Origin of the sequence: Chryseobacterium cupriresistens, from assembly GCF_046614675.1 — a bacterium.
In the GTDB taxonomy this organism is placed as follows: Bacteria; Bacteroidota; Bacteroidia; order Flavobacteriales; family Weeksellaceae; genus Chryseobacterium; species Chryseobacterium cupriresistens.
Genome location: NZ_JBKKJT010000002.1, coordinates 119,356 through 134,196 on the forward strand (window position 1 = coordinate 119,356; position 14,841 = coordinate 134,196).

The following is a 14,841-nucleotide window of genomic DNA, read 5'->3' on the forward strand; positions in this document are numbered from 1 at the left end:
TAATTCATCATAATTTCAATTTCTATTTACTTTAAAATCATTAATTTTGTGAATCTTGACAAAAAGAAAAAATAATCAGTCTAACATATAACATATATATCAAGTGTTTTACGATCATCAGCAGATAGAAAAAAAGTGGCAGAAATACTGGGAGGAAAATCAAACCTATAAAACCTCTAATAACACAGACAAACCTAAGTTTTATGTACTCGATATGTTTCCGTACCCATCAGGAGCAGGACTTCACGTAGGTCACCCGCTGGGATATATTGCATCGGATATCTATGCGAGATACAAAAGACATCAGGGGTTTAATGTACTCCACCCGGTAGGATATGACAGCTTTGGACTTCCTGCTGAACAATATGCTATTCAGACAGGACAGCATCCGGCTATTACTACAGAACAAAATATCAACAGATATGAAGAGCAGCTGAGAAAAATCGGTTTCTCATTCGACTGGAGCAGAGAAGTAAGAACTTCAGATGCTTCTTATTATAAATGGACACAATGGATTTTTATCCAGTTGTATCATTCGTGGTATAATAAAGATACGGATAAGGCAGAATCTATTGATTTTTTGATTCAGCATTTTGAAGAAAAAGGAACAGAAGGATTAAATGCCAATCAGAATGATGAATTAAATTTCACTTCAGAAGAATGGAAGAATGCTTCCGATATTGATAAAGAAGATATCCTTTTAAACTACCGTCTTGCCTACAGAGCAGAAACAACTGTAAACTGGTGCCCTGCATTAGGAACTGTACTGGCCAACGATGAAGTAAAGGATGGAAAATCCGAAAGAGGAGGATTCCCGGTTTTCCAAAAGAAAATGATGCAGTGGAGCATGAGAATTTCCGCATATTCTGAAAGATTATTACAGGGATTAAACACTCTGGACTGGCCGCAGCCGTTGAAAGATTCCCAGGAATACTGGATTGGGAAATCTCAGGGAGCACAGGTTCAGTTCAAAGTAGAAGGACATGACGAAACTGTTGAGGTTTTTACAACAAGACCTGATACGATATTTGGAGCAACCTTTATGGTACTGGCTCCGGAAAATCCTTTAGTGGAAACCATTACTACGGATGCTCAAAAAGTAGAAGTAGATACTTATATTGAAGAAACTTCCAAGAAAACGGAGAGAGACAGAATGTCTGACGTGAAAAACGTGAGCGGAGCTTTCACCGGAAGTTATGCGGTCAATCCGTTCAGCAATGAAAAAATGCCGATCTATATTTCCGACTATGTGTTGATGGGATATGGAACAGGAGCAGTAATGGCAGTTCCGGCACACGATGAGCGTGACCACAGATTTGCTAAGAAATTTAATCTTGAAATCAAGAAAGTTGTAGAAACCGAAGAAGACGTTCAGGAAAAATCTTTTGACTCTAAAGATTCCGTTTGTGTAAACTCTGATTTCTTAAACGGATTACATTATAATGAAGCGAAAGCAAAAATGATTTCTGAGATCGAAGCAAAAGGCATCGGTCACGGAACTACCAACTACAGACAGCGAGATGCTATTTTCTCAAGACAGCGTTATTGGGGAGAACCTGTTCCTATATATTATAAGGATGGAATGCCTTACACGTTGCCAACTTCTGCTTTACCTTTGGAACTTCCTGAAGTTGAAAAATACTTACCAACAGAAGATGGAGATCCGCCGCTAGGAAATGCAAAAGAATTTGCATGGGATGAAGCTAACCAGAAGGTAGTTGCTACAGATCTTATTGATGATAAAACAATTTTCCCGTTAGAATTATCTACTATGCCTGGTTGGGCAGGAAGCTCATGGTACTTCCTTAGGTATATGGATCCTAATGATGAAGAAACTTTTGTTAAAAAAGAATTAGCAGATTATTGGGGACAGGTAGACTTATATATAGGAGGAAGCGAACATGCAACCGGCCACTTATTATATTCCCGTTTCTGGAACATGTTCTTAAAAGACAGAGGCTATATCAGCCATGATGAGCCATTCCAGAAATTGATCAACCAGGGAATGATCTTGGGAATGAGTGCATTTGTATACAGAATTGACGGAACGAATCAGTATGTATCTAAAAATTTAGCTAAAGATTACCAGACTCAGCAGATTCACGTAGATGTATCTTTATTAAAAGGAACTTCTGACGAATTGGATACTGAAGCCTTCAAAGCATGGAGACCGGATTATGCAGATGCAGAATTTATTCTGGAAGACGGAAAATACATCACAGACCGTGAAGTAGAAAAAATGTCCAAGTCAAAATATAATGTAGTCAATCCTGATGATATCTGTGAAGAGTACGGAGCAGACGGACTAAGATTATATGAAATGTTCTTAGGACCGTTAGAGCAATCCAAGCCTTGGAATACTCAAGGGTTAAGCGGAGTATATGGTTTCCTTAAAAAATTCTGGAACCTGTATTTCAACGGAGACGTATTTGAAGTTTCAGACGAAGAACCTACAAAAGCGGAATACAAAGTTTTACATACCTTAATAAAGAAGGTAGTATATGATATTGAAAACTTCTCTTTCAATACATCCGTATCATCATTTATGATTGCTGTGAATGAGCTTCAGAAAATAAAATGCAACAAGCGCAATATTTTAGAACCGCTTGCCGTTATCATTTCTCCATATGCTCCTCACATCTGTGAAGAATTGTGGAGTTTATTAGGACACGGTACATCGATAGAATTTGAAAAATTCCCGGCATTGAATGAGGATTATCTGGTTGAAGATGAAATTGAGTATCCGGTAAGCGTAAATGGTAAAATGAAGTTCAAAATTTCGCTTTCAGCTCAATTATCTGCCAAGGAAGTGGAAGATTTGGTGATTTCGAACGAGAAAATGCAACAGATTTTGGAGGGTAAAACCCCTAAAAAAATCATTGTAGTCCCTCACCGTATTGTGAATATCGTAATTTAAAAAAAAATTAACATTGGGAAATTAAAAAAAATGGGTGTCTTATTTTTTTGATTTTTTAATTCAAATGTTAAATTTGGAAAAAATAAATAAAATAATTTAAAATAATTATTATTTCGAAATCGTATTAAAATTTCTTTATCAAAAAAAAGCAAAATGTTTAATTAAGACTCTTGCATTTTAATTAATTTTGCCTTTAATTTACACCCTGTAAAATTTTAAAACAATATAATTTAGTTAAATATGGAAATGAATGTTTCAAAAAATGATGAGCAAGTAGTTGCTAGAAAGGCAGGAGGTTTAAATCCAGCTGTTATTATTCCTATTCTATTTGCTATAGGAGTATGTATTTATTTATTCGTTCTTGGTAGCCCAGGAAACTTTAAAGATGCAGATAAACTAGGAAGTGGTTCTGTAGCTTTTTCAAGTGTTGAAGGAAAAGACATTCACCCAGAATCGTTTTTAGGTATTATCTACAAAGGAGGGGTTATCGTACCAATCTTGATTACTTTCATGATTACTGTAATCGTTTTCTCTTTTGAAAGATATTTCGTTCTTGGTAAAGCAGCTGGAAAAGGAAACTTAGACAACTTTGTTGTACAGGTAAGAAGCTTACTAAACCAAAACAAAATCGACGAAGCTATCGAAGAGTGTGACAGACAACAAGGTTCTGTTGGTAACGTAGTAAAAGAAGGTCTTACTACTTACAAAGCACTTTCTCACGATACTACATTAAATAAAGAGCAGAAAATGGTAGCGCTTAACAAAGCTATCGAAGAAGCTACTACTCTTGAGATGCCAATGCTTGAGAAAAACATGATGATCCTTTCTACTTTAGGTACTGTTGCAACGTTAGTAGCACTACTTGGAACGGTAATCGGGATGATTAAGGCGTTCTTCGCATTAGGTTCAGGAGGTGGTACTCCGGATGCAGCTGCTCTATCTACTGGTATCTCTGAAGCCTTGATCAACACAGCTTTAGGTATTGGTACTTCAGCAATCGCTATTATCCTTTATAACTTCTTTACATCTAAAATTGACGGATTAACTTACAAGATCGATGAGATCTCTATGAGTATCCAACAGTCTTTCGCTGAATTCAACTAAGAATTAGCAAGATATTTGCATTAGCAATTAAAAGAAGTTTAATTAAAAATATTTTATAATAATGGCGAGAGTCAAACCAAAAAGACATGGAGTAATTACGGACATGACTGCAATGTGTGACGTTGCGTTCCTACTCCTTACGTTCTTTATCTTGACCACTCAGTTTAAAAAACCTGACGTGGAGCAGATCAAACCGCCATCTTCAATTTCGGAAAAATTGCTTCCTGATGCTAGTTTAATGACTATCAACGCTACTCCGGACGGAAAATTCTATTTCCAGCCAGTAGAAAATGCATCAGAAAGACTTGCACTTTTGGATAAAATGGGACAAAAGTATGGTATTACTTTTGACAACAACCAAAAAGCAGCTTTCCAGAAAATTCAGGCAATTGGAGTTCCAATGAACCAACTTAAAGGGTATTTGGATTTGCCTGCAGATGAGCAGAAAAATTATAAGAGTCCTACAGGTATTCCTATGGACAGTACAAATAAACAATTAATTGATTGGGTAAAAGAAAGTTTGAGCGTTAACCCTGACTACAAGTTAGCGATTAAAGGTGACGTTACAACTGAGTATCCTAAAGTTAAAAGTCTATTTGAGGGTTTAAGAGATATTGATTTTCTTAAATTTTGGTTGATTACATCACAAGAAGGTAAACCTAACGAATAATATCGATAGAAATGGCAGAAGTACAAGTACAAGAGAAAGGCGGCAAGGGCGGCAAGGTCCGTTCCAAGAAGCAAAGTACCAGAGTCGATATGACTCCGATGGTGGACTTGGGTTTTCTATTGATTACCTTCTTTATGTTCACAACTACGTTCAGTAAACCGAACGTTATGGATTTGGGTCTTCCGGCTAAACCGAAAGATGAAAAACAAAAACCACCTCCAACAGAAATTAAACTTTCTAACTCAATTTCTATCTTATTAGGAAAAAATAACAGAGTTTTCTGGCACCAGCAGGATGCTACTTCCTTGAATGACCAGACTCTTATGGAAACTACCCTTGATAGAGAAGGAATTAGAAAAGTAATTCAGCAGGCAAAATCTAGAGCTGCAGATCAAACGAAATTTACCGTGATCATTAAGCCAACTGACGATGCTGTATATAAGAACTTTGTTGATATTCTTGATGAAATGGCAATTACCAAAAGTGAGCAGTACGGGGTTACTGATATCAAGCCTTGGGAAAAAGCTATTTATGAGAAAAAAGTAGGAGGTGCTGCTGCACCGGCTGCTGCTACAAAGTAATTTAACCATAAAATTGTTATATCTAATCTATGGCAGATGAAAATGTATACGGTCAGAATCTTACTTTAGACGAGATCGTATTTGAAAATAGAAACAAGGAATATGGTGCCTATGATCTTAGACATCAGTATCCGAGACTTTTAACCAAGTCTTTTATTATCGGAACAGCATTATTCCTTTTGGCAGCTTTGTCTCCGTTCATCTATCTTACGATTAAAAATCTTACAGCTCCGCCTAAGCAGGAAGTGAAGGCAGATTTGGTAGATATTATCGAAGAAGATCCGATTATCGAGCAGCCTAAAGAAGAAGAACCACCTCCACCACCTCCACCTCCAAAAGAAGAGGAGAAAATTGAGGTTATTCAGAACGTAGTTCCTGAGCCTGTAAAAGCTCCGAAAATTGAAACTCCACCACCGCCGATTTCTAAGCAGTTGGAAACAACAACTGGTTTACAGAATCAGGAGGGGGTAAAAGCTCCGGCTTATACACCACCGCCACCGCCACCATCTACAGGTACTAAAGCAAGTACAGTAGAAGTAAAAGCGAACAACCCTAACGAGATCTATAAAGATGTTGACCAGTCTGCAGAATATCCTGGAGGTATGGGAGCATTGAGAAAGTTCCTGGGTGATAACTTTGATACTTCTTTGATGGAAGGAGGTGAAGGGACACTTAAAGCGAAGCTTAAGTTCGTTGTAGAAAAAGACGGTACTGTTTCGAATGTTACTATTGAAGAAAAATCTCCAAACGGCGACTTCAACAGTGAAGCGATGCGTGTAGTTAAGAAACTTAAAAAATGGACTCCTGCGAAGAGAAACGGGGAGAGCGTTAGATCTTACTATAGCGTACCATTTACGATGAACTTTGAATAAGACTTATTTATTCAAAATATAAATAAAAAGAGAGGCTTATGCTTCTCTTTTTATTTTTTTTGGTATTTTTGTTACATGATGTTCAATTGGTTATCCCTGGTTACGGGATTGTTTTATATCGTTTTAGGAATTGTAGTGATTGTCTACAAATTCTTCTTTACTATTTTAGAGCCAGCTGTTGCTTATGCATTGGGAGTGGTGCTCATTATCTATGGTATTTTCAGAATTTACAGAGCGATCTCAAGAATTAAAAAATCGAGAAATGAAGAATAGTTTCAAGCTTGCAGTAATTTTTGTACTGAGCATAATGCTTGCAAGCTGCAAAAAGGAGAAAAACGCTCCTTCCTATCACAAAGGTGATCTTACCATTTTCACTGACGAATCTTTTCAAAGCGTCACAGAAGCATTAGCCGAAGGCTATATGATCAACTATCCTGAAACACATATCAAAGTAGAAACCAAGAAAGAAGACTTAGGACTTCTTGATCTTTTGAAAGGAAGTGCTAAAGTGGTGGTGATGTCCAGAAATCTTAATCCTGAAGAAATTAAAACATATGAGGAAAGAACAGATCTGAAGTTCCTTCCTGCTAAATTTGCTGCGGATGCGGTGGTTTTTGTTGTTCCTAAAGATTCTCCGAAAGAAAGTATTTCAATGGAAGAAATCAGCAGCGGTCTGATGTCTGATAAAAAAGAATTTATTTTTGACGGAACCAACTCGAGTAACCTGAACTTTGTTGCTGAGAAATTAAAAAAACAGCCAAAAGACCTGAAATTTTCTATTATTCCGGGAAATCAGAAGATTATAGAGGAATTGGGAAAATATCCTGATAAAATAGGCGTTATTGGATTGAATACTTTCAGCCGTCCCTATGATAAAACTTCAGAAAAGCTGAGAGACATGGTGAAGGTACTTCCTGTGGTAGAGAAAGGAAAATCGTATACTGCAGATTTTGATGGACTTCGCACGATGGAATACCCGTTTACCAGAGTTCTTTATTTCCTGATTAATGAAGGTAACTTTAATATTGCCAATGGTTTTATAAGATTTTCATGTACCCACTTAGGACAGAAAATTGTACAGAAAGAAGGCTTACAACCTTATAACATTTATAAGAGAGAAGTTCAGATGCGTTAAAAAATATTAAATTCACAATTTGTCCTTATTAAAAATTTTGATTTGGTCTGAAAATTGTGTATAATAAAACTCAATTATTAGAAAATATAAAATGAAAGATATAATGAATATGAATGTAAAGAAGATTGCTTTTGGAGCAGCCGTGGTATTTTTTACCGGTTTTGCCTCTGCACAAACACTGCAGGATGGTATCAACAGTATAGACAGTGATAAATTTGCGCAGGCAAAAACAAACTTCACTGACATGATCGCTAAAGAGCCTACAGCTGAAAACTACTTCTATTTGGGAAATACTTTCTTAAGACAAGGAGAACCGGATTATGCTAAGGCAACTGAAAACTTTAACAAAGGATTAGCTGCAGACGGTAAAAGCTATCTGAACAAAATTGGTTTAGCTGCTGTTAAATTAGGTAAAGGCGATAAAAATGCTGTTGCTGAAATTCAAAAAATAGTTGCTGATTCAAGAGAAAAAGATGCTGAAGTTCTTTTCAGAGCAGCAGAAGCTTTAACTTTATTCGAGAAAAACAGTTCACCGGACCTGGCAATCCAGTTTTTGACTAAAGCTATTGAGAAAGCTGAGAAAAAAGGTGTTCCTGCACATTATTATTATACATTAGGAGATGCTTACAGATTGAAAAGATCTCCGGGAGAAGCCATGTCTGCTTACGACAAGGCGTTACCTGTAGCAAAAAATAAAGCTTCAGTTTACACGAGAATGGCTACTTTATGGATGGCTGCTCAAGTGTGGCAAAAAGCGAAAGAAAGCGTTGATAAAGCAATTGCTGTAGATCCTACATACGCTCCTGCGTACAAAGCATTGGCTGGTTACGATATCAGATACCAGCAAAATGCAAAGGCTACTCAAGATCTTATCAACTATACAAAATATGCTGATGAAGATCCATATACCCAATTAGAAATTGCAAAACTATATTTCACGAATGAAGATTATGCAAACTCTAAAATGGTATTAGATAAGATTTTTGATAAAATTGATGATCCTATCAAATTCAAATTGAGAGCTTATAATGCATATGCAGATAGAAATTATGCAGATGCCAAGCAAAATATGGATACTTTCGTTTCGCAGGCTGAGAAAACAAGAATATTGCCTGCAGACCAAGGTTTACAGGGACTTATTGCTGCCGGCTTAGCAAAAGATGAAAAAGATGCAGCTAAAAAATCTGCTTTAATGGCTGAAGCTCAGCAAAAAGTGGGTATTGCAAAAGCTGCTAAGGATGAAACAATGAAGTGGGATCTTGAATTGGCAAACATCGCAGGTGGTGGAGGAGCTTCTCAGGCAGAAGCTGATAAAGGACCTACTAATCCTGAAATTGAAGCATTGAAACAGAAAGTTGCTGCCAACAGCCAGGATTCTGATTCATTATTTAAGTTAGCAACAGCTTACCAGGATGTTAAAAACTGGAATGGAGCAATCCTTACATGGCAAAAAATGTCAGCACTTCTTCCTGATTGGGCTCCGGCATATTACAGCCAAGGGTATTCTTACCAGCAGGCAGGAAACAATGAAGCTGCAAAATTGGCTTATGAGAAATTCATCAGCACGGTAAAACCTGCTGATCAGGAAGCTAACAAACAGACTCTTGCTTACGCTTACTTTGCAGTAGCATACATGAGCAAAGATTCTGATATAGCAAAAGCAAAAGATTATGTTGCTAAGTCTTTACAGTTAGACCCTACTTACCAGGATGCTGTTAAATTAAATGCCGAAATCAACAAGTAATTTAAATTTTAAATTATAGATATTAAAACTTCCCATGCGTAATGTTTGGGAAGTTTTTATTTTAAATCCTATCTTTGAGTTTATGAAAACTGATATACTTGCTTTTGGTGCACATCCTGACGATGTAGAACTTGGATGTGGCGGAACTATTGCTAAAATGGTTTCTGAAGGAAAAAAATGCGTTGTTGTAGATCTTACAAGGGGAGAGCTTGGAACAAGAGGTACAGATGAAACCAGAAAGACTGAAGCAGCAGATGCAGCCAAAATCCTTGGGCTTTCCGCAAGAGAGAATCTTGGAATGAAAGATGGATTTTTGGTAAATTCCGAAGAATATCAAATGAGGATTGTAAAAATGATCCGCAAATACAGACCAGAAATCGTCTTGGCTAATGCAATTGATGATAGACACCCGGATCATGCAAAAGGAGCGAAATTAGTGTCGGATGCGTGCTTTTTGTCCGGACTGAGAAAAATTGAAACCGTACTGGAAGGTGAATCTCAGGAAGTGTGGAGGCCAAAACATATTTTTCATTATATTCAGTGGAAAGATATTAAACCGGAATTTGTTATTGACATTTCAGAATACCTGCCTAAAAAACTGGAAGCTTGTATGGCGTACAAAACTCAGTTTTATGACCCAACTTCTAAAGAACCTGAGACTCCCATTACGACAAAAGACTTCTATGAAAGCTTAACGTACCGGGCACAGGATTTAGGACGGTTATCGGGAGTTGCTTATGCTGAGGGCTTTACGTCTGAAAGATTAATTTCTTTGAAAAATTTTGATGGAATTGTTTGGTAGTTGAGGAAATTGTCCTATATTTGCACTCAGAAAACGGTGATTGTAGCTCAGTTGGTTAGAGCGTCGGATTGTGGTTCCGAAGGTCGTGGGTTCGAGACCCATCATTCACCCTAAATTAGCACATTTTCAAAAAGAAAATGTGCTTTTTTTATGTCCCAAAAACAATCAAGTTGTATTGAAATGACACTTTTTGGTGTGTTATTTTTTTTATCCTGGCTTAGAAAAAGTATATTTGCACGATAATTATAAAACATTATCGGGTAATGAAAAAGATCTACTTTTTACTTTTTATATTCAATTTCATTGTAATTTCCTCAACAGTACGATATGTGAATATTAATTCCACCACCGGAAGCGCACCCTACACTTCATGGGCTACAGCAGGCAATGATTTGCAGGAAGTAATCAATAGCAGTCAGATTGGAGATGAAGTCTGGGTTGCCGCCGGAACATATTTTCCTACCAGAGATCCGTTTGGAAATCCTTCTCCTTCAGATATCAGAGATAAGACGTTTTATTTAAAAGATGGTATTTCAGTCTACGGTGGTTTTAATGGAACAGAAACTTCTTTAACAGACCGGAATTTAAACACTAATATAACGCTCTTAAGCGGCGACCTGGGAGATTTAGGAACTAAAAATGATAATTGCTATCATGTGGTGCTGTTTGCAGCGAATATTGCCAGCGCTATTGGAGTAAAATTAGACGGATTTTCCATTTCCAATGGTTTTGCTGTTGGCACTGTTAATAATAATGTAAGCGGAAATATTGTTTCGAGATTAGCAGGTCCTGCTATCTATTTTATTAATGGAAATAATACAATTTCCAATAACAGGATTTATTTGAACTCCGGCTATTCCGGTGGAGGCATTTATACTTCAAATGGTAATAATATCATTTCTAACAATGAGATTTATAATAATAAAGCTTTTTATGACGGCGCAGGTGTGATTGTATTTCAAGGAACCAATACCATTACCAATAACTATATTCACGATAATACTGCTACCGGCGATGGTGGAGGTATCTATGCGGTTTTGGGTGTAAATAATGTAATCAGTAAAAATGTAATTGCTAAAAATAAAGCCGGGATCAGCCAGATTGATACCTATTATTATGGTGGCGGCGGTATTTATACTGAAAAGGGTTCAAATCTCATCGTCAATAATCTGCTTTATGAAAATACTTCAAACTATATGGGAGGAGGAATTTTTCTTTATTACGGAAGCAATAAAGTGATCAATAACACCATTTATAAAAATATAGGAACAAGAGGCGGCGGATTTTTTACCTATCTGGGAAATAATTATGTGAAAAACAATATATTCTGGGGTAATATCAATGGTACGGATAATCAGCCTGGAGCAGATTATAAAAATCATAATGACTGGCCGGCTGAAAATTACTTCTATAATAACCTGTTTCAGTTGCCGCAGGGATTTTATACTTTGGCAAACCAAAATTCTTTATATGGTTATCCTAATAATATATTCCAGACTAATCCTGGTTTTACAGATGAAGCCAATATTTTTGGAGCTGATGGAGTTTTAAGAACTTCAGATGATGGTTTGTCCTTGTTACCCAATAGCGTTGCTGTCAATTACGGAATGCTGACAGATGCGCCCTCAGACGATATAAGAGGAACAGCCCGTATGGGTAATCCAGATGCTGGAGCTTACGAATTGATGGGAAACCTTGGTGTTGCAGAATTACCAATTCACGATTTTAAAATTTATCCAAATCCCGCTAAAGATATTTTGAATATAGAAACCAATAATAAAATTTTGAAGGTGGAAGTATTTAATCTATCCGGGCAACTTATAATAACCACAAAAGAATCGAAAATTGATATTTCAGCATTTCTGCCAGGAATTTATATTCTCAACGTAAAGACGGAAAGCAAAATCATTACAGAGAAATTTGTCAAGAAATAATGTACGGATAAATCTTACTTATTTTTAGCCTTTCAAAGTTTGAAAGGCTTTTTTTATTTTTTTTCAGTATCGATAAATCTTTCCTCTATTTACAAAATATTATATAAAAGTTCTTTAAATAAATTCTATGAGTGGTGATCAAAACATTTATATTTGTTTAACCAGAATCGTGAGAAAAATCTCGTTAAAATTACCATAATCAAAGCTATTAACATGAAAAAAATCTTTACAATTCTTATTGTTTTTTTTGCAATAAAATCTTATTCTCAATCAGGTTCCCAATCTTATTATAAACGTCTTTTTGATACAAGAGGTCTTGATCAGTGGGATGGTAATTCAACAAGTCCGGATCAGCTTGAGTTCGCGTGGGCTGTACCGGCCCATATGGAAGCATTGGTTTTAATGTATGAGAAGACAAAAGAACCAAAATATGCCAAAACCTTAATAAAATGTATTGGTAACACTATTGACAGAAGGGATGATCTTAGAGGTCAGGTACCGGGTTTAAGTCAAATTTCTGATTATAGAGATAGTATAGGTCCTGCTTGGTCGAATAATCACTATAATATACCAAAAATGGATTCGGGAGCAACCTATCCTCATCTGGTGCATAGTGCTAATATATTATATCCTATGGCTAAATTTGCAGCAATCGTTAAAAAAGATAACATTATTCAAAACTTAACATATGATTTACCTGGCCGTTATACCGGACAAACCTATAACGCAATTGCCAATGACCTTATCCTGAAAATAAAGGAAACACTTAATTATCATTCAGATCAATGGTTTATAGAGCCAGGTTCTAACAACACCATAGGATATTACAAAGAACGAAGCGATAATAATCTACCAATAGCTTTTCCAGGAGTAATTTTACCATTCAATATGCAAAGTTCTGTTGGAAGGGTGCTTGTACAAATGTACAGAGCAACGAATGAAAACAATTATCTTGTCCAGCTCAATCAAATTGCCAATTTTATAAAAGCAAATACACAACTTAATACCAACTTAGGATCTAATGTCTGGACCTACTGGAAGTATGATACTTTACGTGAAGATATTTCCCATGCTGATTTGACTGCTGCTTTTCCTTATGAATGTAATAGGTATGGTATTTCAATCAATGGAAGCCTTATTTATACCACTGCAGATATCAATGCCTATACTAAAACACTGACAAAAGATATTTATATCTCTCCTTTACATATAAAAAATGGGGTTAATTATAATGGTGAAAATTGGAATATCAAGTATAATATTAATACCTCTGATCCTACTGTGACTCCTAGATACGGTACTTATACCGCTTATTTATGGTTGTATTTATCTCAATATGATGATCAAATGTTATATCAGATCGTTTCAGATCTGCAGGCTGCTAAAAATTATTATAGCAATATAACGGTATTTGATTCTTCAATAACTTGGGCACTTTTATCAAATTTTGAACACTTAGTTGTGCCTGTCAATACGGATCATGAATATGGAGAAGACTCCGATTGGAGAGGTATTGCCAGTGGTAATTTCGATGGAGATAGCGATGATGAATTTGTTGTTATCAGAAATTTTGACGGCTTAATGCAGACCTTAGAACCCCACGACAGAGCCTTCCGACAGGTTACCACCAGTAAAGTATATGGTGGTTCCAATAACTGGAAAGGATTGGCTGCAGGCGACTTTTTTGGAGATAATAAAAGTGAGATCATAGCTTTAAATGATCATGCAGATGCTACCGAAAATGGTCTTTATGTCCTAAAAGTTGAAAATGGTAATATTGCTGAGCATGCTAAATATACAGGATGGGGAACCCAGTCCGAATGGGCAGGGGTTGTTGCAGGAAATTTTATAAGTGGAGGAAAAGATGATGTTATCACAGTAAGAAATTTTAATAAAGAAGTTAGGGTATATAAATTTGTTGGCACAGATATACAGTCAGTATATGTCAATACACTTAACTTGGCTGCAAGTTCTAAAATTAAAGCGGTAGCATCAGGTGATTTAGATAAAGATGGCAAAGATGAGATTGTGCTGCTTTTTGATGCGGATGATAGTAATGCTGTAAATAATGGTATCCATGTTTATCGTGTAAACGATAGTGGTGTTCTCACAAAAATTACTGAATTTACAAATTGGGGCTCTGCTTCAGATTGGAAGGGGCTTGCTGTTGGAGATATTGACGCCGATGGTGCTGCTGAAATTATTGCTCACAGGAATTTTGATGGGGATTATAAATTATTTAAACTGAATGGGAATAGCTTATCCGGCATTACTTCTGAAAAATTTCCTGTTCTGCAAACCAAAAACAATGTAATGTGCTTCGGAAATTTTGATTCAAGTACTAAGAATGAAGAGTTGGCTACCCTTAGAAAAGATGGGGGAATTGTCATGTTTTCTGCCGCAAATGTTACAAATAATAGTGTGAACAGCATGAATAACAGAAATTCAGAAGATCCATGTCAGAATGAGCTGCCAGATGTGTTATACAGTTTCCTGAAATCAGCACCTTTTGATAAAGAAGATTCAAAAGAAATAGTATCAGTAAAATACGAAAAAAGGAAATAACTAATTAATATTCAATATAAACGGGCTTTAGCCCGTTTTTTTATATTTAAACAATTTCAGAGCACAAAAAAAGCATCTTTTTCAGATGCTTGTGTTTTTAGATATTCTTTTTTAAACTTCGTCGTCAGAATCAATTGTAAAAGATCTGCTTTTGAAGTCTTTGTCATGTTTTTCTGAAATTACATCCTCACCCTTTTCATTAATGATGAAATCTGTGGACTCATTAAACATCTCCTGGAAACTTTTAAAATCTTCCTTGTAAAGGTAAATTTTATGCTTCTCGAATGTAGCTTCCCCATTCTCTCCGAAATTCTTCTTACTCTCAGTGATTGTAAGATAATAATCTCCTGCTTTCGTCTCGCGCACATCAAAGAAATAAGTTCTTCTCCCTGCTTTTAACACCTTCGTGAAAATCTCATTTTCATGGCGTTCCTTGTATTCACTCATTGTTAGATATTTTTTAATCTTGTTAAGAACAAATATAAAAGAATTCTTTTAATCACAAAATTTTTTTTAT

General features: G+C 36.1%; 12 protein-coding genes and 1 tRNA gene. 12 read left to right on the plus strand and 1 reads right to left on the minus strand.

From position 1 onward, the window contains the following. Window positions 1-103 precede the first annotated feature (103 nt). From leuS to ACLI50_RS05850, 12 genes are all read left to right on the plus strand, one after another. Window positions 104-2,917, plus strand: coding sequence for a leucine--tRNA ligase (gene leuS / locus ACLI50_RS05795; protein ID WP_411413362.1), 2,814 nt, complete (start codon window positions 104-106; stop codon window positions 2,915-2,917). A 240-nt stretch (window positions 2,918-3,157) separates the two neighbouring features. Beyond that, window positions 3,158-4,021: a MotA/TolQ/ExbB proton channel family protein gene (locus ACLI50_RS05800; RefSeq protein WP_076594929.1), complete on the plus strand. Its 864-nt coding sequence runs from the start codon at window positions 3,158-3,160 to the stop codon at window positions 4,019-4,021. A 61-nt stretch (window positions 4,022-4,082) separates the two neighbouring features. Next, a complete protein-coding gene (locus ACLI50_RS05805; RefSeq protein ID WP_047435560.1) occupies window positions 4,083-4,691 on the plus strand; it encodes an ExbD/TolR family protein in 609 nt (202 codons plus the stop codon). Between the two features lie 11 nt (window positions 4,692-4,702). Then, complete coding sequence (locus ACLI50_RS05810) at window positions 4,703-5,272, plus strand: ExbD/TolR family protein (RefSeq protein ID WP_202841545.1); 570 nt, start codon at window positions 4,703-4,705, stop codon at window positions 5,270-5,272. A 29-nt stretch (window positions 5,273-5,301) separates the two neighbouring features. Then, window positions 5,302-6,144, plus strand: a complete 843-nt coding sequence (locus ACLI50_RS05815; protein ID WP_062675757.1) for an energy transducer TonB — start codon at window positions 5,302-5,304, stop codon at window positions 6,142-6,144. A gap of 75 nt (window positions 6,145-6,219) precedes the next feature. Continuing rightward, window positions 6,220-6,417, plus strand: a complete 198-nt coding sequence (locus ACLI50_RS05820; protein ID WP_171006307.1) for a DUF308 domain-containing protein — start codon at window positions 6,220-6,222, stop codon at window positions 6,415-6,417. Next, window positions 6,407-7,279, plus strand: coding sequence for a PstS family phosphate ABC transporter substrate-binding protein (locus ACLI50_RS05825; protein WP_110008286.1), 873 nt, complete (start codon window positions 6,407-6,409; stop codon window positions 7,277-7,279). Before ACLI50_RS05820 ends, ACLI50_RS05825 begins: the two co-directional genes overlap by 11 nt. Window positions 7,280-7,370: 91 nt before the next feature. Then, entirely contained in the window at window positions 7,371-9,023 is a 1,653-nt protein-coding gene (locus tag ACLI50_RS05830; protein ID WP_411413363.1) for a tetratricopeptide repeat protein, read from the plus strand. Window positions 9,024-9,105: 82 nt separating this feature from the next. Further along, complete coding sequence (bshB1, locus tag ACLI50_RS05835) at window positions 9,106-9,825, plus strand: bacillithiol biosynthesis deacetylase BshB1 (RefSeq protein WP_062675760.1); 720 nt, start codon at window positions 9,106-9,108, stop codon at window positions 9,823-9,825. 35 nt (window positions 9,826-9,860) lie between these two features. Continuing rightward, window positions 9,861-9,936, plus strand: a tRNA-His gene (locus ACLI50_RS05840). A gap of 152 nt (window positions 9,937-10,088) precedes the next feature. Then, complete coding sequence (locus tag ACLI50_RS05845) at window positions 10,089-11,759, plus strand: T9SS type A sorting domain-containing protein (protein WP_202841541.1); 1,671 nt, start codon at window positions 10,089-10,091, stop codon at window positions 11,757-11,759. 213 nt (window positions 11,760-11,972) lie between these two features. Beyond that, on the plus strand, window positions 11,973-14,324 hold the full coding sequence (locus tag ACLI50_RS05850) for an FG-GAP repeat domain-containing protein (RefSeq protein WP_411413364.1): 2,352 nt from the start codon (window positions 11,973-11,975) through the stop codon (window positions 14,322-14,324). Window positions 14,325-14,435: 111 nt separating this feature from the next. On the opposite strand, the gene ACLI50_RS05855 is transcribed toward ACLI50_RS05850, so the two are convergent. Beyond that, window positions 14,436-14,771 carry a DUF3276 family protein gene (locus tag ACLI50_RS05855; RefSeq protein ID WP_027375472.1) on the minus strand — a complete coding sequence of 112 codons (336 nt, stop codon included), beginning with the start codon at window positions 14,769-14,771 and terminating at the stop codon, window positions 14,436-14,438. Between the last annotated feature and the right edge of the window lie 70 nt (window positions 14,772-14,841).

Excerpts from the sequence above, each read along its gene's own strand:
- ACLI50_RS05830 (WP_411413363.1), top strand. The coding sequence starts at position 7,371 with ATGAAAGATATAATGAATATGAATGTAAAGAAGATTGCTTTTGGAGCA.
- ACLI50_RS05825 (WP_110008286.1), top strand. The coding sequence starts at position 6,407 with ATGAAGAATAGTTTCAAGCTTGCAGTAATTTTTGTACTGAGCATAATG.
- ACLI50_RS05805 (WP_047435560.1), top strand. The coding sequence starts at position 4,083 with ATGGCGAGAGTCAAACCAAAAAGACATGGAGTAATTACGGACATGACT.
- bshB1 (WP_062675760.1), top strand. The coding sequence starts at position 9,106 with ATGAAAACTGATATACTTGCTTTTGGTGCACATCCTGACGATGTAGAA.
- ACLI50_RS05800 (WP_076594929.1), top strand. The coding sequence starts at position 3,158 with ATGGAAATGAATGTTTCAAAAAATGATGAGCAAGTAGTTGCTAGAAAG.
- ACLI50_RS05810 (WP_202841545.1), top strand. The coding sequence starts at position 4,703 with ATGGCAGAAGTACAAGTACAAGAGAAAGGCGGCAAGGGCGGCAAGGTC.
- ACLI50_RS05850 (WP_411413364.1), top strand. The coding sequence starts at position 11,973 with ATGAAAAAAATCTTTACAATTCTTATTGTTTTTTTTGCAATAAAATCT.
- ACLI50_RS05815 (WP_062675757.1), top strand. The coding sequence starts at position 5,302 with ATGGCAGATGAAAATGTATACGGTCAGAATCTTACTTTAGACGAGATC.
- ACLI50_RS05855 (WP_027375472.1), bottom strand. The coding sequence starts at position 14,771 with ATGAGTGAATACAAGGAACGCCATGAAAATGAGATTTTCACGAAGGTG.
- ACLI50_RS05845 (WP_202841541.1), top strand. The coding sequence starts at position 10,089 with ATGAAAAAGATCTACTTTTTACTTTTTATATTCAATTTCATTGTAATT.
- ACLI50_RS05820 (WP_171006307.1), top strand. The coding sequence starts at position 6,220 with ATGATGTTCAATTGGTTATCCCTGGTTACGGGATTGTTTTATATCGTT.